The following is a 21,132-nucleotide window of genomic DNA, read 5'->3' as shown; positions in this document are numbered from 1 at the left end:
CCTAATTTTCTTCTTGATTTTTTACTGAATCAACTATAACTAAAATCATTGAAAAGATATTAGCTATCAAAGCACCAATTGCTAAAGTATAAACCATAACATTAGCTTCTGGATTAATTTGTATTAAAGCAAAAGCTGGAATTAAATGCAAATCAGCCACCAAAGAACTAGCAAATAATTCAGCTGCTAAGAAATTTCTAACCCCAATTTTCAATAAAGTAGAAATTAAATTCACACAAGCTGCAATAAATAAAGCAACTTCATTTTGATCATATAAAAATCCTGCGGTTATAGTTAAGCTCATTAGAGCAAAAAAGATATAAATAACCTTACCCCAATTCATTTTTACACTGTTCCTTTTTCATACATCGCTCTTAATTTCTCTTTTTCTTGTTTTTTCTTAACTTTTTCTAATTCTTTTTGACGATACTGCGCAACACTAAAATTAAACCATAAAAGTGCTGGACTTGCTACAAATATAGAACTTGCAGTACCTGCTACAATACCTACTATCATAGTTAGAGCAAAACCTTCTATCATAGATCCACCAAAGAAATAAAGCACTACAACAGTAATTAAAGTTAAACCCGTTGTTAAAGTAGTTCTTGATAAAGTAGCTGAAACTGATTCATTGATAATTAAATCAAGTTTTGAATTTTTACTTGTTTTAACACCTTCTCTAATCCTATCAAAAATAATAATCGTATCATTTAAAGAATACCCAAGTACGGTTAAAACAGCCGCTAAAATATCTAAATTTACATCTATTTCAAATAACGCAATAACACCCAAAGTAATGACTATATCATGAATTTCACACACAATAGAAGCCATAGCAAAACGCCATTCAAATCTCACTGCCAAATAAATCAAAATAGCAATCAAAGAAATTCCAACCGCCATAAGACCTTTATTACGCAGTTCATCTCCTACTTTTGGACCTACTACATCCACGCGGCGCACTTCAAATTTACCTGTATCTTTTAACAAATTTGCAATACTTACTCCAATATCACTTCCCAAGTTATCGCTACTTCCTGAAAAACGAATAATCACTTCATTGGCACTACCAAATTCGGTAACACTAGCTCCTTTTAAATTTTCATTTATAGATAAAGCTTTACGAATTTCAGCCAAGGGTGCTTTTTGCTCATATTGAAGTTGTACCAAAGTTCCACCGGTAAAATCAATACCAAAATTCAAACCCTTAGTAAAAAGGACAAAAATAGAACCAAAAAATAAAATAAAAGACAAAGAGATGGCTGCAAATCTCATTCTCATAAAATCATAAACATGTTTTTGACTAAAAAATTGCATTAAGGTCTCCTATATCCAAACCATAATCTTGTATTATTGCTTTTTTCCATACGGTTCATAAACATTTCAAACATACCATGAGTTCCAACAATAGAAGTAATCATTGAAACTAAAATTCCAATGCTTAAAGTCACCGCAAAACCTTTTACCGCACCTGTTCCATAAGCATAAAGCACCACTGAAGTAATAAGCGAAGTAATATTAGAATCTAAAATCGCGCTCATTGCGTGCTTATAACCATTTTCAACACTTTGCCTTATACTAGCACCTTCTCGCAATAACTCCCTAATTCTTTCATTAATAATAACATTAGAATCTACTGCCATACCCACAGTAAGCACAAGTCCTGCCATACCAGGTAAAGTTAAGGTTGCACCAAACATAGCCATTACAGCAATAATCACTAAAATATTTGCCACTAAAGCAATATTAGCAAAAATTCCTGCTATACCATAATACATCACCATAAATGCAATAACTAATATAGAAGCACCTGCTAGGGCTATCATACTCATTTTAATACTATCAGCACCCAAAGATGGTCCAACACTTCTTTTTTCAAGCATTTTAACCGGTGCTAAAAGTGCCCCACTTCTTAAAGCAATGGCCACATCATGAGCTTCTTCTACAGTAAAGCTACCACTAATTTGACCACTACCCCCGCCTATTCTTTCATTAATTCTTGGAGCTGAATATACTTTATTATCTAAAACTATAGCCAAGCGTTTGCCTACATTATTTCCTGTATAGTCTCCAAATTTTTTAGCACCTTCTGAATTTAAGGTAAAATTAATAACAGGAAGATTATTACTTTGCGCAAAACCTACTTTTGCATCTGTTAGCATAGAACCATCAAGAATAGGTATAGATTTCACTAGATATTTAATTTGAGGATTTTTTGCATCTTCAAAAATCAAGTCTCCATATTCAGCAGCTTGAGCTGGAGTAAGATTATTTACCTGATCCATTCTAACATCATCTACTTCCATTAATTGCAAATGTGCAGCTTTTGCAATAAGTTCTCTAGCTCTAGCCTCATCTGCAGCAGTTTTAATACCTGGAAGTTCGACTAAAATTTTATCCTCACCTGATCTTGCTACATTTGGCTCTGCAAGGCCAAATTGATCAAGTCTGTTTCTAATGGTTTCTACAGCTTGCAAAATAGCTTGCTCATGAGTTAATTTAATTTCTTCTTGGGTTAAAGAAAGTGTGTAGTGTAAATTTTCGTGTGTAATAGCCAAGCCTTTAATATCTTTTAACAACAAATCAACCTTAGCTATATCATTTTCATCTAATAAACTAAATTCAATACTAGTATCATTTACTTTGATTTTATCAACAATAATATCTTCTTTATTGATAGAATAACTAAGAGAAGAGGCTATGGATTTAACCTTTGATTTAACCGCCTCTTCTACTTCTACACCTAATAACATATGCAAACCACCTTGCAAATCAAGTCCTAGGTTGATCTTAGCACCACTTTGGGTTTGCATAAAAGAAGGTATGGAAAAAATTAATCCTATAAGAAAAACTACAAAGAAAATGATACTTCTATAAGTAATTTTTCCACTACGCATCAATTTTCTTTGCTATGAAATCTCTAGAAATTTTTACAACTACATTTTCATCATTAAGCTTAACTTTGATAAAATCCTCTTCTGGTTTTACCACCTCGCAAATTATCCCACCATTTGTGATGATTTTATCTCCTTTTTCTAAAGATAAAACCATTAATTTGTGGTCTTTTGCTTGTTTTTGCTGTGGTCTGATAACCAAAAAATAAAAAATCGCAAAAAGCACAATGAGAGGCAACAATGAAGTCCAAATATTTCCGTTTTCTGCCATTTCTTCCCCTTTTTTTAAAGTTCATAAATTCTAATTCTACCACTTTTAAAATAATAAAAGCCTTTTTTTCTGCACTTTTATTGTCAAATTTTATTTATTTTTCTTTTTTTGAAAATTTACTTTTTGAATTTATTTCACCATTTTTAAGTATATATGGTTTGATTTTATTGCTAAGAAATAAAAGTAAAATAGGATATTTTTATACCGGATTTTTTGTAGGAATTTTATGGTTTTGGTGGATAGCTTTATCATCAATTTATTTTGATTTAGCTTATTTAATTCCTTTAGAAATTATCTTAATCGGATTAATTTATGGATTATTATTTTTGGTATGTTTTTTTCTTAAATATGATTTTTTAAGGCTTTGTGGGATTTTTTTACTTAGTTTTGTTCATCCTTTTGGATTTGATTGGCTAAATTGGGGTGTTTTAAGTGTATATGGAATCTTTGATGCAAGTTATCAAGGCATTATAGCTATGTTTTTGATTGCTTATTTTTATTATGAAAAATACATTTCAAGATATTATAAAATAGCAATCATTTTAATCCTTATTCTAATCGGAGCTCAATATAATCAAAAACAACCACAAACACTAAATTTAGACTATAAATTAATTCAAACTAATATCTCCCAAGATCAAAAATTCATACAAGAAAATTTACACACTCATTCTAAAGATATATTTTATCAAATCAATCAGGCCATAAAAGAAGGTAAAGAAGTAATTGTTTTTCCTGAAACAGCTTTTGCCTTTGCTTTAAATAAAGCTCCAAGTTATTTACAAGCTTTAAAAGATTTATCAAAACAAATCATCATCATCACAGGTGCTATAAGTACCACACCTAATCATCTATACAATAGCACTTATGTATTTGACAATGGCAACATACAAGTTTTTAACAAACACTATCTTGTACCTTTTGGGGAAGAAATTCCTATATTTAAAAACTTTTTTAAAAAATATCTTTTAAATATTGATGAATTTTCAAAAGGAAAGGAATTAAATCAATACACTCTAAATAATCAACTCATCACTAATGCTATCTGCTTTGAAGCTACAAAAGAAAAACTTTATAAACACTCAAAAATCATCATCGCTATTTCAAACAATGCTTGGTTTAATTTTTCAAGTGAGTATAAATTACAAAATTTTCTAATGCGTTTTTATGCAAATAATTATAATGTGAGTATATATCATGCAGTTAATGGAAAAGAAAATGCTGTAATTAAACCAAAAGAGATATTGATTTTAAAGATAAAAGAAAAACTTTTAAAGCAAAATGAAGCTTAAAAGCTTCATTTTATAATGCTTTAAATTCATCAAGAGTGTCCAATTTTTCCCAAGGATAATCAGCCTGACCTACTTGACCACGAGCAGCTACATCAGCATACATGAAAGTATCTTTACTTGGTTTATCAAGATTGAATTTATTTTTAATCCAATTTGGAGTTAATGGGAAAGTTTTCATTACAAAATCACTTAAAATATCATCATTTAATCTTGTGTTTGTTCCCATACAATCCACACTAACAGAAGTTGGTTTAGCTACACCTATAGCATAAGAAAGCTGCACTATGCATTTTTTAGCAAGACCTGCGGCTACGATATTTTTAGCAAGCCATCTTGCTGCATAAAGCCCACTTCTATCAACCTTAGTATAATCTTTAGAAGATTGTGCTCCTCCGCCTATTGGAGCATAACCACCAAAGCTATCTACTATAAGTTTTCTTCCTGTTAAACCACTATCATGTAACGAGCTGTGATTTACATATTTTCCCGTTGGATTGATTAAAATTCTTGTTTTTTCCGGACAAAAAAGTTCTTTTGGCAAATTTGAATCTAAAATCAAATCCATCACCAAAGCTCTTAGATCTTCTATTTTCATACTTTCAACACAAGGAGCTGAAACTACAATAGTATGGATGCTTTGAGGTTTACAATTTTCAAAATTTTCTTTATTTACATAATCAATTGTCACTTGAGTTTTAATATCCACTCCAAGTTTATCAGGATTGTTTTTTGCAAACTCATATACTTTATCACAAAGCATTCTAGCATAAGAAATAGCTGCTGGCATATATTCTTTTGCTTCATTACTTGCAAAACCAAACATTATCCCTTGATCACCCGCTCCAATTTCTCCATCTTCTTGATCAACACCTTGATTGATATCAGGACTTTGTTCATTTAAAAATACCATTACATCTAAATCATCAGGATGTAAACATTGTTTTTTGCTAAAATGTGGATGCCCATTATAACCAATATCTGCTAGAGCTTTTTTTACAATATTTTCATAATCTTGTTTTTCTAGTTTATGTTTTGATTTAATCTCACCACCAATTACTACTTTATTTCCTGCTACAAAAACCTCACTAGCAACCCTTGAATCTTTATCATGAGTTAAAAAAGCATCCACTATAGAATCAGCTATAATATCAGCACATTTATCAGGATGTCCTGCACTAACAACTTCAGAAGTAAACAAATACATATTTTATATTCCTTATCATAAAAATTCTAGCTTTATTTTAACATAAGCTAGCTTAAAAATAAAAAAGCTTATTTAAGCTTTACTTTGTTAGAATAAATTAAAAATTTATCACTACAAAAAAAGGTAAAAAATGAGTTTATTTTCTTGTGCAATCAAACGCTATAAAGATGGAAATCTTATTTTACAAATTTGCATAGGTATTATTTTAGGAATTTTAGTAGGTGTTTTTTCTAAAGATTTAGCTATTTTTGCAAATATTTTTGGTGCTTTATTTACAGGAGCTTTAAAAGCCATAGCACCGATTTTGGTTTTTATCTTAATCTTAACAACTATTTGCACAAAAGAATTTAATCATGGAAGCGAAAAAATAAAACATATCATTTTCTTATATATATTTGGAACTTTTTTAGCTTCTTTAAGCGCAGTTAGTATAAGCTTTGTCTTTCCCGTAGAATTAGTATTAACCGATATTGAAAAAGCTTCCACTACAAGCCCTGCACACATAGGCGAAGTATTTAAAACCTTACTTTTTCAAATAGTAGATAATCCTATCCATGCTTTATCTTCAGGAAATTATTTAAGCATATTAGCTTGGGCTATAGGTGGGGGTTTTGCTCTAAGGCATTGCTCAAATGACGCAAAACAACTTTTTACCGATATCAACGAAGGTGTGTTAAAAATCGTTAAATTTATAGTCAAGCTTGCTCCTTTTGGAATTTTTGGACTTGTAGCAAATTCAGTTGCCCAAACAGGAGCAGCAGGACTTTTAAGTTATATTAAATTATTAATAATTTTAGTTTTAACTATGTTTTTTGTAGCCTTTGTGATTAATGCTTTAATTGTTTTTGCCTATACAAAGAAAAATCCTTATCCTTTGATTTTTATTTGTTTAAAACATAGCGCTGTTTTTGCATTTTTCACAAGAAGTTCTGCAGCAAACATCCCTGTAAATATGGCACTTTGCTCTAAATTAAATATCAACAATAACCTATATAGTATCTCCATTCCACTAGGAGCTACGATTAATATGGCAGGAGCAGCTGTAACCATTGCTATATTAAGTCTTACAGCAGCTCACACAGTGGGTATTGAAATCAATTTTTTACAAGCTATGCTTTTGAGTGTTTTAGCTGCATTTGCAGCTTGTGGAGCTAGCGGGGTTGCCGGAGGCTCGCTTTTACTTATACCACTTGCTTGCTCTTTGTTTAATATTGATTATGACATAGCTATGCAAGTAGTTGCGGTTGGTTTTATCATAGGGGTTATTCAAGATAGCGTTGAAACAGCTTTAAATAGCTCAACGGACGTTTTATTTAGTGCCATTTGTTCAGATAATGAGCTTAATTTAAAAATTTAAGGAGGGCTTATGAGACATTTAATCACTACAAAAGATTTTAACAATGATGAAATATTGGCTTTATTTAAAGAAGCAAAAGAATTTTTAGATGAAAAACCACGTACATTTTTAGAAGGAAAAAGTGTTACAACAATTTTCTTTGAAAATTCAACACGCACCCAATCAAGCTTTGAAACAGCTGCAAGAAGACTGGGTGCTAAAGTTTTAAAATTAGATGTTTCAAGAAGTAGCTCAAGTAAAGGTGAAACACTTTTTGATACTGCTGCGAATTTAGATGCAATGGCACCAAGTGCTATTGTAGTTAGACACAAAAACTCAGGTGTGCCTCACACTTTAGCAAATTATACTCATTGTCCTATAGTTAATGGAGGCGATGGCAAACATGCTCATCCTACCCAAGCCTTACTTGATCTTTTTACTATAATGGAGCATTTTGATTATAATGTAAAAGGTAAAAAAATAGCAATAGTAGGAGATATTAAAAACTCGCGCGTTGCTGCTTCAAATTTAGAATTATTGCCTCGTTTTGGTATTGATATCGCCCTAGTAGCCCCGCCTCATTTTATGCCAAATTATCCTATTAAAAAAACAAATAAATTAAAAGAAGTCATTGATGATGTAGATATTATCATGAGTCTTAGAACACAAACTGAAAGACACAATATTCCAACCTATGCATCGCTTAAAGATTATGCAAATGATTTTTGCATTAGTAAAGATTTAATAAAAGATAAAAATCTCATTATCCTACATCCTGGTCCTGTGCATAGAAACATTGATATTAGCGATGAAGTAATGGCTGATAAAAGATGTAAGGTTTTAACTCAAGTTAAAAATGGTGTTGCCATTAGAATGGCTGTATTAAAAAAACTCATTTTAGAAAGCTAAAATCATGCAAAATTGGAACTTAAGTACGTTATTTAAAGATGAGCAAGAATTAAATCTTTTTTTACAAAAAACCCAAGAAGAAGCTTGTGAATTTAAAAAACAATATGAAAATAATCTTCATAGTTTAGACAATGAGCAATTCTTACAGGCTTTAAAAAATTATGAAGAATTAATCTTAAAACTTTCTCACATACTAACCTATGTGTATTTAAATTTTGCACAAGATACCACCAAAGGTGCTTTTTATGCAAAATATGAAAATTTAAGTAAAAAAATAGAAGAAAATCTTTTATTTTTTGACCTTGAATTTTGCGAATTAAAAGAAGAAAAAAGCAAAACTTTCATCACATTTTGCAAAGATTATGAGTTTTATTTAAACAATCTTATCAAACACAAAAAACACAATCTTTCTAAAAAAGAAGAAAGAATTATCCTGGCTCTATCAAGTACAGGCTCAGATGCATTTGCAAGATTATTTGATGAAACCTTTAGTGCTTTAAAATTTAATTTTGAAGGGCAAAAATTAAGCGAGGAAGAAATTCTAAGCAAGCTTTATGATAAAGATAGAAGCATTAGAAAAAAAGCTTCAAAATGCTTTAGTAAAACCTTAAAAAAGCAAAACAAACTTTTAGTATATATTTTCAATATGATTAAAAGTGAACTTGCTAGTATTTGCGAGTTAAGATCCTATGAAAGTCCTGAAACTCCAAGACATATAAGAAATCAAATTTCTAAGAAAAGTGTTGATGCGCTTATTAGTGCTAGCGAGAATAGCTTTGATATTGTTTCTAAATTTTATAATGCAAAGAAAAAAATTCTAGGATATAAAAAGCTAAAAGATTATGATCGTTATGCGCCTATTGGAAAGGAAATGCAAGTTGATTTTGATCAAGGAAAAGATATAGTTTTAAAAGCCTTTGAAAAATTTTCTAAAGATTTTTATATGATAGCAAAAGAAGCTTTTGAGAATAATTGGATCGATGTTTACCCTAAAGAATTTAAACAAAGCGGTGCTTTTTCCCACTCAAGTACACCACTAAGCCATCCTTTCATACTTTTAAACTATACCAACCAAAGACGTGATCTTTTCACCCTAGCACATGAGCTAGGTCACACTATACATCAAAAACTTTCTTATAAAGTAAGTTTTTTAAATCAAGATACACCTCTAACTACAGCAGAAACTGCTTCAGTGTTTGCAGAAATGTTGATTTTTGATTACATTAAAGAAAATTTAGACAAAGAAGAGCTTTTATCTTTATATGCAGCAAAAATAGAAGATATTTTTGCTACTCTTTATAGACAGATTAATTTTACTACTTTTGAACGCAGATTTCATGCTAAAAAAGAAGAGCTAAGCGCTCAAGAACTAAGTGAAATTTGGCTTGAAGAATCAAGAAAAATGTTTCAAGATAGCGTAGTTTTAACCAAAAATTATGGCCTTTGGTATTCTTATATACCGCATTTTATACACTCTCCATTTTACTGCTATGCTTATGCTTATGCACAACTTTTAGTTTTAGCGCTTTATGGTCTATACAAAAGTGGTAAATGTACTGATTTTACCTCAATTTATATTGAGTTTTTAAGTAGCGGTGGAAGTAAAAGCCCAAAAGAACTTGTAGCTATGTTTGGCTTTGATATAGAAAGTGATGAGTTTTGGAATATAGGCTTAGAGCAAGTTAGAATACTAGTAGATGAATTTTTAAGGCTAAGCAATGATTGATAAAATTTTAAATAATAGAAATTTTATAAGTTTAATGCAAAAAAGCATTTATGAATGTTTGCAAATTTTAACTCAAGAGAATATTGAGTTTAATATCATTGTAAATACTAAATTTGTTACACTCGAACCTCCTTTGCCACCAGAATTAGATGTAGTGAGTAAAAATCCTTATTGTCTTTTTGCACTTGGTGGTTATACTTTTAAATCCATAGTTTTAACAAATGAACATATAGAATTTCATGCAGGTTTTGGGCCTGATGATTTTGCAACCTTTGTGAAAGTGGATTTAGGGGCAATTACTCAAATTCAAGTTGAAGATAATATCATTTTTGTTAATTTTTCAAACTATTTCAAAAAGCAAAATGATCAAAAATTAAAAGAAAAATCCATGAATGCTTTTTTAAATAATCCCAACAATAAAGATTTATTTAAAAAATGAGTTTTTTTGAAGGTTTAAATGATAGCCAAAAAGAAGCTATCATGCATATTGATGGAGCTATGCTGATACTAGCAGGTGCAGGTAGCGGAAAGACTAAAACCATTACCACTAGACTTGCTTATTTAATCGACCATGTAGGTATTCCTGCGCAAAATACCCTCACATTAACCTTTACAAATAAAGCTGCTAATGTAATGAAAACAAGAGCCTTAGCACTTTTACAAGATCAAAATTTACACAATCCCCTTTTATGTACTTTTCATAAATTTGGCTTGTTATTTTTAAGACTTTATAGCGAAAGAATTAATAGAGCAAATAATTTTGTCATTATTGATACAGATGATAAAAAGAAAATACTAAAAGATTTAGCTAGCGAAAATTTGCAAAGCTCTTTAGCAAGCATAGGTGCTTATATTTCAAATTTTAAAAATCAAAGCAAAAGCGCTCAAGAAATACGCAAAGAATTAGAATTTTTAAAAGATGAAAAAAACAAAAATTACGAAGAAATCATTCATTTATATGAGCAATATGAGCATTTTTTAATCCAAAATAATTTTATGGATTTTGATGATTTGCTCATGCTAACTAATAAAATTTTAGAAGATGAACAATTTGCAAAAGAGCAAAGTCAAAAATATACTTATATAACAGTAGATGAGTATCAAGATACCAATGCCTTGCAATATCAAATTCTAAAAAAACTTTGCACGTCTCATGAAAATATTTGCGTGGTGGGCGATGATGATCAAAGTATTTATGGTTGGCGTGGGGCTAAAATAGAAAATATCTTAAATTTCAAAGAGCAATTTAATAATGTAAAATTAGTCAAACTAGAGCAAAACTACCGCTCAACTAGCGCTATTTTACAAGCTGCAAATGAGCTTATAGAGCATAATAGAAAAAGACTAGGAAAAACTTTAATTTGCACCAAAGATGAAGGTGAAGAAATCACAATTTTACAAAATGATGATGAGAAAATTGAAAGTTTTAAGGTTGCAAGAGAAGTTTCAAAACTTTTAAACTCAGGGATTAATCCTAGTGAAATAGCCATACTTTATAGAGTAAATGCCCTATCTCGTGCTCTTGAAGAAGCTTTTAGCAAAGAAAAAATTCCTTTTAAATTGCTAAGTGGAATTCGTTTTTATGAAAGAGCTGAAATTAAAGATATTATTTCTTATTTAAGATTGCTTTCAAATTTAAATGATGATTATTCTTTTAAGCGCATTATCAACCGCCCTAAAAGAAACTTTGGTAATGCAAGTTTAGAAAAGCTAGAAAATTATGCCAAAGAAAATCATTTGTCTTTATTTGAAAGTCTATGTGCTTTGCAAGGAAGTGGATTTTTTAGCAAAAAAACAGACAAAGAATTAGAAAAATTCATACTAAGCATACACAAAATCAAAGAAAAAGATGATTTACTTGCAATGATTTTAGCCTTAGAAGAAGAATTTAAAATCAAAGAATTTTATAAAGATAACCCAGAAGGCGAAGATAAACTTTTAAACATAGATGAACTTTATGCTAACTTAAAAGATAAAATCACTCATGGAAATTATAATGGCTTAGATGATATTTTAAATGAAATTTCTTTACTTAATGAGCAAGATGGACTTGATAAAGAAAGTATTTGTATTATGAGTATTCATGCAAGCAAAGGACTTGAGTTTGATTATGTTTTTATTATAGGTTTAGAAGAAGGATTTTTCCCACTTACTAGCGAATCAAGCAATATAGAAGAAGAAAGAAGACTTGCTTATGTAGCAATCACTAGAGCCAAGAAAAAACTTTATCTAAGCTATGCTAATTCTAGATTTTACAAAGGAAGTCGCACAAGATTAGAAAAAAGTAGATTTTTTGGCGAGAGTAATGTAATCAAAAAAGAATTAACACTAGATCATCAAAAAAATTGCTACAAAAAAGGCGATTTAATCAAACATAAAATTTTTGGCATAGGTAGAGTCACTGGGGTAAGTAAAATAGGTGCTGAAGAAAAACTCACGATTAATTTTGGAGGCATAGAAAGAATGATAATGTCAAGTTTTGTGGAAAAAGTGATATGAATAAGCTTTTTGTAGCTTACAAACCAAGCGGAATGAGCTCTAATGCTTTTTTAGGCAAACTCAAGAAAAAATATAAAAATAAAAAAGCAGGTTTTTCAGGAACACTTGATCCTTTTGCAAAAGGTGTTTTACTCATAGCCTTTGATCAATATACAAAACTTTTTCGCTTTTTTGATAAAAATCCAAAGGTTTACAAAGCAACGCTTTGGCTAGGCGTGCATTCACTAAGCCTTGATAATCAAAATATCAAAGAAATCAATCTTATAAATGCTTTTGAAGAGAAAGTTTTAGAACAAATTAAAAATGAACTTTTAGGTAAAATCACCTACACCCCACCCGCATTTTGTGCAAAAAAAATAGATGGAGTGCGCTCTTACGAGCTTGCAAAAAGAGGTTTTGAAGTCAATTTAAAACCCTGCGTTATGGAAATTTTTTATACTAAAATTTTACACTATAACCACCCCTTTTTAACCATAGAAATAGCAGTTAGTGAGGGTTCTTATATACGCTCTTATTGTGAATTATTTGCCAGAAAACTTGGTATTAAAGCCACGCTAAGCTCATTAGAGCGCTTAAGTGAGGGAAAGTTTTTTTACGAAAATGAAAAAGAGTTAAATCCTTTAGCTTATTTAAATCTTAGAAAAAATACGATAAAATACCCCCAAAAATTACACAATGGACAAAAAATATTTTTGGACGATTTGGAAATTCAAGAAGAAGGTAGCTATATTTTAGAAGAAAAAGATTTTTTTTCTATCATTTCTATCCAAGATAATCAAGTGCAATATTATTTAAATAAGGTATTAAAATGTTAATTTTATCAAGAAAAGAAAATGAAAGTATAAAAATCGGAGATGATATAGAAATTAAAGTAGTTCAAACGGGCAAAGGCTATGCTAAAATAGGCATCGAAGCACCAAAGTCTTTAATGATACTACGTAAAGAGCTTATCGAGCAAGTAAAAAGTGAAAATTTACATGCAATTAGCGATGAAACGATAAAACTTGATGATCTGAGTAAAAAGCTTAAAAAATGAAAGCTTACGCAAAAGCTAATATTTTTTTAAAAATCATAGGAATTGATTCAAGATCTTATCATTTATTACAATCACGCTTTGTTTTACTAAAAGATATTTTTGATGAATTAAGCTTTAGTGATGAAAAAACAAAAGAAGGATTTGAAATCACTGGAAATTTTACCCAAGATACGATCATACACAAAGCTTATAAAGAATTAGAAAATTTAGGATTTTCTAATGAATTAAATGAATTTTTTAAAGACAAAAGTTTAAAGCTTATCAAAAATATTCCCATAGGTGGAGGCCTTGGTGGAAGTAGCACTGATGCGGTGACATTTTTACTTATGATCAACGAAGCTTTAAATTTAAAACTCAACCAACAACAACTTGAACAAATCTGCCAAAAACTCGGCTCTGATTTAATCTTTTTTTTAAGTGGATATGATAGTGCAAATGTTAGTGGGTGTGGCGAGATTGTAGAATATTTTGAAGATGATTTTAGCCAACTTGATTTTACTTTTCCTGCTATTGAATGCTCAAGCGCAAAAGTATATAAAGCATTTGATGAAAGCTCATATGATTTAACAGCGAATTTAAATTTAGCCAAAACACTTAAAACACTCAAAACAAGTGAAATTTTAGAGTATAAAAACACTGATTTAAATGACTTATTTGCTCCTTGTGTAAAAATTTATCCTAAAATGCAAACTTTTCTTGATGAAGCTTATTTTTTAAGTGGAAGTGGAAGTGGAGTTTTTAAGGCTAAATGATGAAAAAAACTATAGTAAAAAACAAAAAAGCTTTTTTTGATTATGAAATTTTGGAAAAATTTGAAGCAGGTATTGTTTTAAAAGGTTCTGAAGTGGTAGCATTAAGAGCTAGTAGAGCAAATTTAAAAGATTCTTTTGTGCGTATTATCAAAGGTGAAATTTTCTTACTTAATGCTCATATTTCTCATCTTAGTACTACACATTCTTTTTATAAGCATGATGAAAAAGGTGCGCGAAAACTTTTAATGCATAAAAAGCAAATCGATAGGCTTTTTGGTAAAATTAGCACTCAAGGTTTTACTATAGTGCCATTAGAACTTTATTTTAATGAAAAAAATAAAGTAAAAGTTTTAATAGCCTTAGCCAAAGGAAAAAACTTGCACGATAAAAGAGAAAGTTTAAAGAAAAAACAAGCAGATCTTGAGGCAAGAGCTGCTATGAAAAATCATTATTAAAAAAAGGATTTTGATGAAAAAATTTGCTTATTTATTTTTTACATTTGCTTTTGCATTTTTAATAAGTGCTTGCTCAAGCGAAGAAAAAATCGAAAACGAATTTGCATTTGCTGAGTATAAAATCGGTGATGAAATTCTTTTAAAAAGTGTCAATGGTGGTGAAAAAACCTTAGTAAGAACACAAAATGGTTTTATGGTAAAAGGCGAAGAGAATAAAATTTTAATGTTTGATTTTTTTGGAACCTTTTGCACACCTTGCCAAGAAGAAGCTACCCATCTAACAAGCTTATGGCAAAAAAATACAGATAATTTTATCATCATAGGGCTTAGTCATTTTGAAAATGTAAGCGATCAAACTGTTAAAGATTTTGCTATTAAATATGGGGCATATTATTTTTTAAGCAATTCTAAAGAAAATGATAGAATTGTCGCACAAGCTTTAAAAGATATCAACTATCAAAGCATGGAACAACTTCCTTTTAAAGTAGTTTTAAAAGATGGTGTTTATCAAGATTTAACAGACTTTTGGAATAAAAACTCAAAAAGTTATGTGAAATATTATCTTGGAAAAGTTTCTACTGAGATTATGCAAGAAGATATTAATAGGATATTAAATGGGTCTAAAAAGTGAAATTTTAGAGCAACAAAAACTAGCAGAACCTAAAATGTTTAAGGTTTTGCTTTTAAACGATGATGTTACCACCATGGATTTTGTAATTGAAATTTTAATGAATATTTTTCATCATGATTTTGAAAAAGCAAGTGCGATCATGCTTGAAATCCATCATCAAGGAAGTGGAATTTGTGGCATATACACAGAAGAAATTGCACTTAGCAAAAAACAGCAAGTTGACACGGCAGCAAAAAACAATGATTTTCCACTCCAAACAAGGATAGAAGAACAATGAAATATAAAGAACTAATTGACTCATTTATACCAAATGCAAGACATTTAAGCTTTATCAATCATCATGAATTTATCACTTGCGAGCATTTGCTTTTTGCTTTAGTTAAGCTTAGCAATGATTTTAAAAATCTACTTGAAGAAATCGGAGATGGTGATTTACAAGGCTTTGAAAATGAGTTAAAAAACTACTTGGCTAAAAATAACGAAATTTTAAAAAAAGAAATAGAACCTATTTTTTCTGTAATCTTGGAAAATATATTGCACAAGCTAAATGCAAAAAACCAAACAAGTGTGATTGATTTTATCATCGCACTTTGCAAAGAAGAAAAAGCTTATTCTTATAATATTTTAAAAAAACACCTAATAGAAGAAGAAAAAATAAAAGAATTGTTACAAAATGCTGAATTTGAAAATTTAAAAACCCATACCATAGAGCTAGTTGAACTTGCAAAAAAAGGCAAAATCGATCCTGTTATAGGTAGGAAATTTGAACTTGAAAGAATGATGCAAATTCTAAGCCGTCGTAAGAAAAATAATCCTATTTTAGTTGGTGAACCAGGTGTTGGTAAAAGCGCTGTTATAGATGGGCTAGCACTAGCTATAGCTGAAGAAAAAGTGCCAAAACACTTAAAAAACTCAAAAATTTATAGTCTTGATATGGCGAGCTTGCTTTCAGGGACAAAATACAGAGGTGATTTTGAAAAAAGACTAAAAGATATCATTAAAGAATTAGAAAATATCCCTAATGCTATTTTATTTATAGATGAAATTCACACCATAGTAGGAACTGGCGCAAGCAATGAAAGTCATGCAGATATGTCAAATTTATTAAAACCTGCATTAAGCAATGGCAACATCAAATGCATAGGTGCAACTACTTTTATAGAATACAAAAATACCTTTGATAAAAACAAAGCTCTAAGTAGAAGATTTGCAAAAATTGACATAGATGAACCAAGTGAAGAAGAATGTTTTTTGATCTTACAAGGCTTAAAAAGCAAATACGAAAATTTTCACAAAATCAAAATCAGTGATGAAATTTTACAAACAAGTATAAAACTAGCAAAACAATTTTTACATGATAAATTTTTACCAGATAGTGCGATTGATTTAATCGACGAGCTTGGCGCAAGCTTTGCTTTAGAAGATAAAAAAAGTAAAAAAATAGTAAAAGTAAAAGACTTAGAAAATACTTTAGCAAGAATGACACATTCTCATAAAATTTATGAAAGTGATCAAGGTAAAATTCTTAAGAACTTAGAGCATGATTTAAAACAAAACATCTTTGGACAAGATGAAGCTATTAAAGCTTTATGTTCTATTTTAAAACAAAGCTATGCAGGATTAAAAGGTAAAAATACCCCAAAAGGCGTGTTTTTATTTACTGGTTCAAGCGGGGTTGGTAAAACCGAACTTGCTAAAAATTTAGCACAAATTTTAAACCTTAATCTTGAAAGATTTGACATGAGCGAATACTCACAAAAACATGATGTGAGCAAACTCATAGGAACTTCAGCAGGTTATGTGGGCTATGAAGATGGTGGCTTGCTTAGTAATAGTATTAGAAAAAATCCTTTTAGCGTAGTTTTATTTGATGAAATAGAAAAGGCTCATCCTGATTTAACTAATACTTTTTTACAAATTTTTGATAATGCAAGTTTAACGGATAATAGTGGATTAAAAGCTGATTTTAAAAACACCATTATCATTATGACTTCAAATTTAGGTCTCAAAGAAAGTAATGAGCTGGGTTTTTTAAGCAGTGATAAAGAAAAAAGTAATAAAGCCATAAAAGATTTTTTTGCGCCTGAGTTTATCAACCGTATAGATAAAATCATTCATTTTAACGACTTAAGTCAAGAAATTTTAGAACAAATCGTCCAAAAAGAGCTAGATTTAATGGCAAAAAATTTAAATAATATCACCATAGAAGCTGATAAAAAAGTAAAAGAATTTCTTGCTAAAAAAACTAATAATAAAGATTTTGGAGTAAGATTATTAAAACGCATTATTGCTGAAGAATTAGGAGAAAGATTGAGCGATGAGATTTTATTTGGAAAATTAAAAAATGGTGGCAAATTAAAACTCAAACTTTCCAAAAATGAAAAAATCGAATTTGTATTCTAAACTTTTAAAAAGCCCTGATGATGCGCCTGTTTTTATTAGTGAAAAACTAGAAGTAGATTTTATACCTCATGCTTATAGCCTAGGGCTTTTTCCATGGACTAGTAATCCTGTTACTTGGTGGTGCCCTTCTCCTAGAATGGTGCTTTTACCTGATGAAGTGCGCATACAAAAAAGTATAAAAAAAGCTTTAAAAACTTATGAAATAAGACTTGATTTTGATTTTAACTCGCTTATAAGTCATTGTGCAAAAAGAAAAAAAACTTGGATAAGTCAAGAATTTATACAAGTTTATACAAAGCTTTTTGAGCAAAATTTAGCTCATAGTGTTGAAGTTTATGAAAATGATGTTTTAATCGGTGGTTTATATGGACTTATCATAGGCAAAATATTTTTTGGTGAAAGCATGATAAGTCTTAAAAAAGATGCCTCAAAAGTAGCCCTAATAAGACTTTGTAAGCTTTTAAAACCATATGATTTTTTAATAGATTGTCAAGTGCCTAATGAGCATTTAAAATTTATGGGTGCTAAAGAAATGACAAAAAAAGATTTTTTAAAAACACTAGAAAAAAAAGTTTCGCTTGAAAGTGGCTTTAAAAATTTCAAAAATTTACTATAAAAAGATATACTTATAGATAAACAAAATTGCATAAATATTTTGGAATGATTTTTGCTTTTAGTCTATAAAAGCTTTATTTTAAAGGAAAAACTATGATAAGCCCTTTTAAATCAAAAGAACTTATTGTTGATGCTTTAGCAGGAAGAAACCTAAGAAGTCAAATGATTAATTCTAACCTTGCAAATGTTGATACTCCTTTTTATAAAGCAAGAGATATAGAATTTGAAACTGCTTTAGTTAATAGAGCAAATGAAATTTTTAAAAAGAAAGATACCAAAGAGCTTGAATTAGCAAGTACAAATGCAAATCATCAAAAACCTTGGAAATTTCCAGATCCTAATAAATCAACCATTTATTTAAGAGATGGGCATTTAGCAAGAAATGATGCAAATACAGTAGATCTTGATGTAGAAACTACTGAAATGAGTAAAAATACTATGATGATTACTGCTTTAGATGGTGTTTTAAGAAGACAAAGTAATATTTTTTCAACCATCATAGAAACAAGCTCTAAATTAGGCTAGGAGAAAAACAATGGCTTATTTAAGTGATTTTGATATTAGCGGATACGGACTTAGCGCTCAACGCTTTAGAATGAATGTAATTAGCTCAAATATAGCTAATGCAAACACTACCAGAACAGCAGAAGGCGGTCCATATAGAAGAAGAGAAGTAATTTTTAAAGCGACTGATTTTAATGAATTACTAAATAAACAAATCGCTAAAGATAATAATTTTTTAGAATATGAAAATCCTTTAAATGATCCTGCTTCGCAAAAAGATGCAAAACCTGCTATAATGAGCGTAGTAGTTGATAAGGTTGTAAGAGATGATAAAGATTTTCGTATGAAATTTGATCCATCTCATCCAGATGCGAATGAACAAGGTTATGTTGCTTTTCCAAATATAAACCCTGTCATTGAAATGGCCGATTTAATAGAAGCAACAAGAGCTTACCAAGCAAATGTAAGCGCTTTTACAAGCACTAAAACCATAGCACAAAGTGCGATAGATTTACTAAGAGGTTAATAAATGAACACTATTAATGGTATAAATCAATTTAACAATGTTAACAATAAAAATAATAACAACTCAAATAATATAGGTGATGAATTTTCAAGCTTATTAAAAAATTCTATTAACAACCTTAATAAAACTCAAGAAACAGCTGAAGCTGCTATGGTAGACATCGCAACAGGTGAAGTAAAAGACTTACACCAAGCAGCAATTGCTATTAGCAAAGCTGAATCAAGTATGAAATTTATGCTTGAAGTTAGAAATAAGGCTATAAACGCATATAAAGAAATTTCAAGAACTCAAATTTAATATATGCTTTCAAACACCATTAGAAATAGAGTTTCAAAGGTAGCTTTTGCTTTTTGTATGGCTCTGTTTTTTATGGCCTTGTTTTTACTTTCTACTTTTTTTCTAACCTCAAAACGCCATATACCAAATACCCAAAAAGAACAATATTTTTCCGCTCTTAGAGGTAATATCATCACAAGCGATAATTTTACAGTAACTTCAAGTAGGCAAATTTATAGAGCAGAGATTGATCTAAGAAGTTTAAATCCTGATAAAAAAGAATTATTCTTAACGCTTTTTCAAATTTATAGTGGTGCAAGCGATGAGCAAATGCAAGATATCAAAAAAAGAATGCTTGCAAAAAAAAGAAGAAGTTATAATTTTATTTTACTCCAAGATATTAATTCAAAAGATGCAAGTTATTTAAAAGAATTAGCTAAAAAGCTTTATACTCAAGGTTTTTTTAAGTCTTTTACAAATAACAATGGCAGAGTTGAAACAAGAGGACTTGATATCATAGAACACAAAGAAGATCGTGTATATATGCCAAAAGACTCACTTACTCCTATCATAGGCTACACAAGAACTTATATGGATGAAAAAAGCGAAATTTTTAAAAATGTCGGCATAAAAGGCTTAGAAAAATACTACAATGAATGCTTAAGCCCTTTACAAAATGCAAAAATCCAAGGTTTAAGAGATATAGGTGGCAATATTATCTTAAATTTACACTCTTATGAAAAGCGTAAAATAGATGGTTGCAATTTATACTTAAATATTTCACTAAAACTTCAAAAAGGCTTAGAAAAGGCTATTGATAAAAGAAATGAAGATCTAAAAGCTAATGAAATTATAGTTGCAATTATGGAAAGTAAAAGTGGGAAAATTTTAGCCCTTGCTAGCTCAAGAAGATATGATCCGCAAAATCGCGGAAAAGATCTATCTGTGCTTAATGCAAGCGCGATAGAATATGGCTATGAAGCAGGTTCTGTTATAAAGCCTTTTATATTTACCACTGCTTTAATGCTTGATAAAATCAAAGTCAACGAAATCATCAACACCCAAGGTGGTCAATATAAACTTGGTCGTTTTACCATACGCGATGATCATAAAAAAGATAAAATGAGCATGGAAGAAGTTATCACCTACTCTTCAAATGTCGGCATGATTAAAATCGCCCAAAGATTAAGTAATCTTGAAATCATCTCAGGACTTAGAATTTTTCGTTTTGGAGAAAGAAGTGGTATTGATCTTCCTTATGAGCAAAAAGGAGAAATACCAAATCCAAAAAGATTAAGAGAAGTAGAAAAATCTGTATTAAGCTATGGTTATGGTTTAAAAACAACTTTTATGCAACTTCTAGCTGCTTATAATGTATTTAACAATGATGGAATTTATATCACACCGCAAATTGCAAATAAATTTTATCAAGATGGACGCTTAATAAAACTTGATGATGAAGTTAAAAAAGAAAAAATTCTCTCAAGTAAAGCTGCCAAAGAAATGCAACAAATTTTAATCAATGTTATAGAAAAAGGAACAGGTAAAAAAGCACAAACTCAAGGCATTATCATAGGTGGTAAAACAGGTACAGCTAGGATTGCTGAGAGAAAAGGCTATACTTCAAATCGCTACAATGCTTCATTTTTTGGCTTTGCAAATGATGAGAAAAACAATTACACCATAGGGGTTTTGGTGAGAAATCCTACTAAAGCTTATAGCTATTATGCTGCACAAAGTGCTTTACCTATGTTTAAAGATACAGTAAATCTTATGATAAAAGAAAGTTATTTAAAGCCTGTT

At 30.0% G+C, this 21,132-nt stretch carries 23 protein-coding genes; 18 read left to right on the top strand and 5 right to left on the bottom strand.

All coding sequences use genetic code 11. From position 1 onward, the window contains the following. Position 1: 1 nt before the first annotated feature. The 4 genes from L8U00_RS00115 to yajC are packed head-to-tail and all read right to left on the bottom strand — an operon-like array spanning position 2 to position 3,165. Positions 2–343, bottom strand: coding sequence for a DUF6394 family protein (locus L8U00_RS00115; RefSeq protein WP_263708087.1), 342 nt, complete (start codon positions 341–343; stop codon positions 2–4). 2 nt (positions 344–345) lie between these two features. Next, complete coding sequence (gene secF, locus L8U00_RS00110) at positions 346–1,317, bottom strand: protein translocase subunit SecF (RefSeq protein WP_263708086.1); 972 nt, start codon at positions 1,315–1,317, stop codon at positions 346–348. Then, positions 1,317–2,897: a protein translocase subunit SecD gene (gene secD, locus L8U00_RS00105; protein ID WP_263663100.1), complete on the bottom strand. Its 1,581-nt coding sequence runs from the start codon at positions 2,895–2,897 to the stop codon at positions 1,317–1,319. Before secD ends, secF begins: the two co-directional genes overlap by 1 nt. Beyond that, positions 2,890–3,165 (bottom strand): preprotein translocase subunit YajC, encoded by a 276-nt coding sequence (gene yajC / locus L8U00_RS00100; RefSeq protein WP_012661754.1) that lies wholly within the window; start codon positions 3,163–3,165, stop codon positions 2,890–2,892. The genes secD and yajC overlap by 8 nt, the downstream gene beginning before the upstream one ends. Between yajC and L8U00_RS00095 the strand changes: the two genes are divergently transcribed. Further along, positions 3,135–4,457 (top strand): apolipoprotein N-acyltransferase, encoded by a 1,323-nt coding sequence (locus tag L8U00_RS00095; protein ID WP_263708085.1) that lies wholly within the window; start codon positions 3,135–3,137, stop codon positions 4,455–4,457. The genes yajC and L8U00_RS00095 overlap by 31 nt on opposite strands. A 10-nt stretch (positions 4,458–4,467) precedes the next feature. On the opposite strand, the gene metK is transcribed toward L8U00_RS00095, so the two are convergent. Beyond that, on the bottom strand, positions 4,468–5,661 hold the full coding sequence (gene metK, locus L8U00_RS00090; RefSeq protein ID WP_263708084.1) for a methionine adenosyltransferase: 1,194 nt from the start codon (positions 5,659–5,661) through the stop codon (positions 4,468–4,470). Positions 5,662–5,791: 130 nt separating this feature from the next. On the opposite strand from metK, the gene sstT reads away from it, so the two are divergent. The 17 genes from sstT to L8U00_RS00005 all read left to right on the top strand — a co-directional run. Next, on the top strand, positions 5,792–7,018 hold the full coding sequence (gene sstT, locus L8U00_RS00085) for a serine/threonine transporter SstT (RefSeq protein ID WP_263708083.1): 1,227 nt from the start codon (positions 5,792–5,794) through the stop codon (positions 7,016–7,018). Between the two features lie 9 nt (positions 7,019–7,027). Continuing rightward, positions 7,028–7,906, top strand: a complete 879-nt coding sequence (locus L8U00_RS00080; RefSeq protein WP_263708082.1) for an aspartate carbamoyltransferase catalytic subunit — start codon at positions 7,028–7,030, stop codon at positions 7,904–7,906. Positions 7,907–7,910: 4 nt separating this feature from the next. Further along, on the top strand, positions 7,911–9,632 hold the full coding sequence (locus L8U00_RS00075) for a M3 family oligoendopeptidase (RefSeq protein ID WP_263708081.1): 1,722 nt from the start codon (positions 7,911–7,913) through the stop codon (positions 9,630–9,632). Then, on the top strand, positions 9,625–10,071 hold the full coding sequence (locus L8U00_RS00070; RefSeq protein WP_263708080.1) for a hypothetical protein: 447 nt from the start codon (positions 9,625–9,627) through the stop codon (positions 10,069–10,071). The genes L8U00_RS00075 and L8U00_RS00070 overlap by 8 nt, the downstream gene beginning before the upstream one ends. Next, positions 10,068–12,131: a UvrD/REP family helicase gene (locus L8U00_RS00065; protein WP_039618696.1), complete on the top strand. Its 2,064-nt coding sequence runs from the start codon at positions 10,068–10,070 to the stop codon at positions 12,129–12,131. The genes L8U00_RS00070 and L8U00_RS00065 overlap by 4 nt, the downstream gene beginning before the upstream one ends. After that, on the top strand, positions 12,128–12,946 hold the full coding sequence (truB, locus tag L8U00_RS00060) for a tRNA pseudouridine(55) synthase TruB (RefSeq protein ID WP_263682077.1): 819 nt from the start codon (positions 12,128–12,130) through the stop codon (positions 12,944–12,946). The genes L8U00_RS00065 and truB overlap by 4 nt, the downstream gene beginning before the upstream one ends. Then, positions 12,940–13,167, top strand: a complete 228-nt coding sequence (gene csrA / locus L8U00_RS00055) for a carbon storage regulator CsrA (RefSeq protein ID WP_012661763.1) — start codon at positions 12,940–12,942, stop codon at positions 13,165–13,167. The genes truB and csrA overlap by 7 nt, the downstream gene beginning before the upstream one ends. Beyond that, entirely contained in the window at positions 13,164–13,919 is a 756-nt protein-coding gene (locus L8U00_RS00050) for a 4-(cytidine 5'-diphospho)-2-C-methyl-D-erythritol kinase (protein ID WP_214099127.1), read from the top strand. Before csrA ends, L8U00_RS00050 begins: the two co-directional genes overlap by 4 nt. Beyond that, the gene (smpB, locus tag L8U00_RS00045; RefSeq protein ID WP_039628564.1) at positions 13,919–14,374 is read left to right on the top strand and encodes an SsrA-binding protein SmpB; all 456 of its coding nucleotides are present in this window, start codon (positions 13,919–13,921) and stop codon (positions 14,372–14,374) included. Before L8U00_RS00050 ends, smpB begins: the two co-directional genes overlap by 1 nt. Positions 14,375–14,387: 13 nt before the next feature. Further along, positions 14,388–15,005 carry a thioredoxin domain-containing protein gene (locus L8U00_RS00040; RefSeq protein WP_214134719.1) on the top strand — a complete coding sequence of 206 codons (618 nt, stop codon included), beginning with the start codon at positions 14,388–14,390 and terminating at the stop codon, positions 15,003–15,005. Next, positions 14,989–15,282 (top strand): ATP-dependent Clp protease adaptor ClpS, encoded by a 294-nt coding sequence (locus L8U00_RS00035; RefSeq protein WP_039618711.1) that lies wholly within the window; start codon positions 14,989–14,991, stop codon positions 15,280–15,282. The genes L8U00_RS00040 and L8U00_RS00035 overlap by 17 nt, the downstream gene beginning before the upstream one ends. Beyond that, positions 15,279–17,408 carry an AAA family ATPase gene (locus L8U00_RS00030; RefSeq protein ID WP_263708079.1) on the top strand — a complete coding sequence of 710 codons (2,130 nt, stop codon included), beginning with the start codon at positions 15,279–15,281 and terminating at the stop codon, positions 17,406–17,408. Before L8U00_RS00035 ends, L8U00_RS00030 begins: the two co-directional genes overlap by 4 nt. Further along, entirely contained in the window at positions 17,383–18,024 is a 642-nt protein-coding gene (aat, locus tag L8U00_RS00025; RefSeq protein ID WP_263708078.1) for a leucyl/phenylalanyl-tRNA--protein transferase, read from the top strand. The genes L8U00_RS00030 and aat overlap by 26 nt, the downstream gene beginning before the upstream one ends. 92 nt (positions 18,025–18,116) lie before the next feature. Continuing rightward, positions 18,117–18,548 (top strand): flagellar basal body rod protein FlgB, encoded by a 432-nt coding sequence (gene flgB, locus L8U00_RS00020; protein WP_039668590.1) that lies wholly within the window; start codon positions 18,117–18,119, stop codon positions 18,546–18,548. Between the two features lie 10 nt (positions 18,549–18,558). Continuing rightward, positions 18,559–19,053, top strand: coding sequence for a flagellar basal body rod protein FlgC (gene flgC / locus L8U00_RS00015; RefSeq protein WP_039618718.1), 495 nt, complete (start codon positions 18,559–18,561; stop codon positions 19,051–19,053). 3 nt (positions 19,054–19,056) lie between these two features. Then, positions 19,057–19,350 (top strand): flagellar hook-basal body complex protein FliE, encoded by a 294-nt coding sequence (gene fliE / locus L8U00_RS00010; RefSeq protein WP_039668591.1) that lies wholly within the window; start codon positions 19,057–19,059, stop codon positions 19,348–19,350. Positions 19,351–19,353: 3 nt separating this feature from the next. Next, positions 19,354–21,132 (top strand): peptidoglycan D,D-transpeptidase FtsI family protein (locus L8U00_RS00005; RefSeq protein WP_263708077.1); only part of this gene is annotated, 1,779 nt, incomplete at its 3' end.

Source organism: Campylobacter sp. IFREMER_LSEM_CL2256 (genome assembly GCF_025771645.1).
Lineage (GTDB): Bacteria > Campylobacterota > Campylobacteria > Campylobacterales > Campylobacteraceae > Campylobacter_D.
Note: the sequence above shows the minus strand (reverse complement) of the source record. Positions and strands in the feature narration are given on the sequence as shown.

Excerpts from the sequence above, each read along its gene's own strand:
- L8U00_RS00115 (WP_263708087.1), bottom strand. The coding sequence starts at position 343 with ATGAATTGGGGTAAGGTTATTTATATCTTTTTTGCTCTAATGAGCTTA.
- secF (WP_263708086.1), bottom strand. The coding sequence starts at position 1,317 with ATGCAATTTTTTAGTCAAAAACATGTTTATGATTTTATGAGAATGAGA.
- secD (WP_263663100.1), bottom strand. The coding sequence starts at position 2,897 with ATGCGTAGTGGAAAAATTACTTATAGAAGTATCATTTTCTTTGTAGTT.
- L8U00_RS00095 (WP_263708085.1), top strand. The coding sequence starts at position 3,135 with ATGAAGTCCAAATATTTCCGTTTTCTGCCATTTCTTCCCCTTTTTTTA.
- yajC (WP_012661754.1), bottom strand. The coding sequence starts at position 3,165 with ATGGCAGAAAACGGAAATATTTGGACTTCATTGTTGCCTCTCATTGTG.
- metK (WP_263708084.1), bottom strand. The coding sequence starts at position 5,661 with ATGTATTTGTTTACTTCTGAAGTTGTTAGTGCAGGACATCCTGATAAA.
- sstT (WP_263708083.1), top strand. The coding sequence starts at position 5,792 with ATGAGTTTATTTTCTTGTGCAATCAAACGCTATAAAGATGGAAATCTT.
- L8U00_RS00080 (WP_263708082.1), top strand. The coding sequence starts at position 7,028 with ATGAGACATTTAATCACTACAAAAGATTTTAACAATGATGAAATATTG.
- L8U00_RS00075 (WP_263708081.1), top strand. The coding sequence starts at position 7,911 with ATGCAAAATTGGAACTTAAGTACGTTATTTAAAGATGAGCAAGAATTA.
- L8U00_RS00070 (WP_263708080.1), top strand. The coding sequence starts at position 9,625 with ATGATTGATAAAATTTTAAATAATAGAAATTTTATAAGTTTAATGCAA.
- L8U00_RS00065 (WP_039618696.1), top strand. The coding sequence starts at position 10,068 with ATGAGTTTTTTTGAAGGTTTAAATGATAGCCAAAAAGAAGCTATCATG.
- truB (WP_263682077.1), top strand. The coding sequence starts at position 12,128 with ATGAATAAGCTTTTTGTAGCTTACAAACCAAGCGGAATGAGCTCTAAT.
- csrA (WP_012661763.1), top strand. The coding sequence starts at position 12,940 with ATGTTAATTTTATCAAGAAAAGAAAATGAAAGTATAAAAATCGGAGAT.
- L8U00_RS00050 (WP_214099127.1), top strand. The coding sequence starts at position 13,164 with ATGAAAGCTTACGCAAAAGCTAATATTTTTTTAAAAATCATAGGAATT.
- smpB (WP_039628564.1), top strand. The coding sequence starts at position 13,919 with ATGAAAAAAACTATAGTAAAAAACAAAAAAGCTTTTTTTGATTATGAA.
- L8U00_RS00040 (WP_214134719.1), top strand. The coding sequence starts at position 14,388 with ATGAAAAAATTTGCTTATTTATTTTTTACATTTGCTTTTGCATTTTTA.
- L8U00_RS00035 (WP_039618711.1), top strand. The coding sequence starts at position 14,989 with ATGGGTCTAAAAAGTGAAATTTTAGAGCAACAAAAACTAGCAGAACCT.
- L8U00_RS00030 (WP_263708079.1), top strand. The coding sequence starts at position 15,279 with ATGAAATATAAAGAACTAATTGACTCATTTATACCAAATGCAAGACAT.
- aat (WP_263708078.1), top strand. The coding sequence starts at position 17,383 with ATGAAAAAATCGAATTTGTATTCTAAACTTTTAAAAAGCCCTGATGAT.
- flgB (WP_039668590.1), top strand. The coding sequence starts at position 18,117 with ATGATAAGCCCTTTTAAATCAAAAGAACTTATTGTTGATGCTTTAGCA.
- flgC (WP_039618718.1), top strand. The coding sequence starts at position 18,559 with ATGGCTTATTTAAGTGATTTTGATATTAGCGGATACGGACTTAGCGCT.
- fliE (WP_039668591.1), top strand. The coding sequence starts at position 19,057 with ATGAACACTATTAATGGTATAAATCAATTTAACAATGTTAACAATAAA.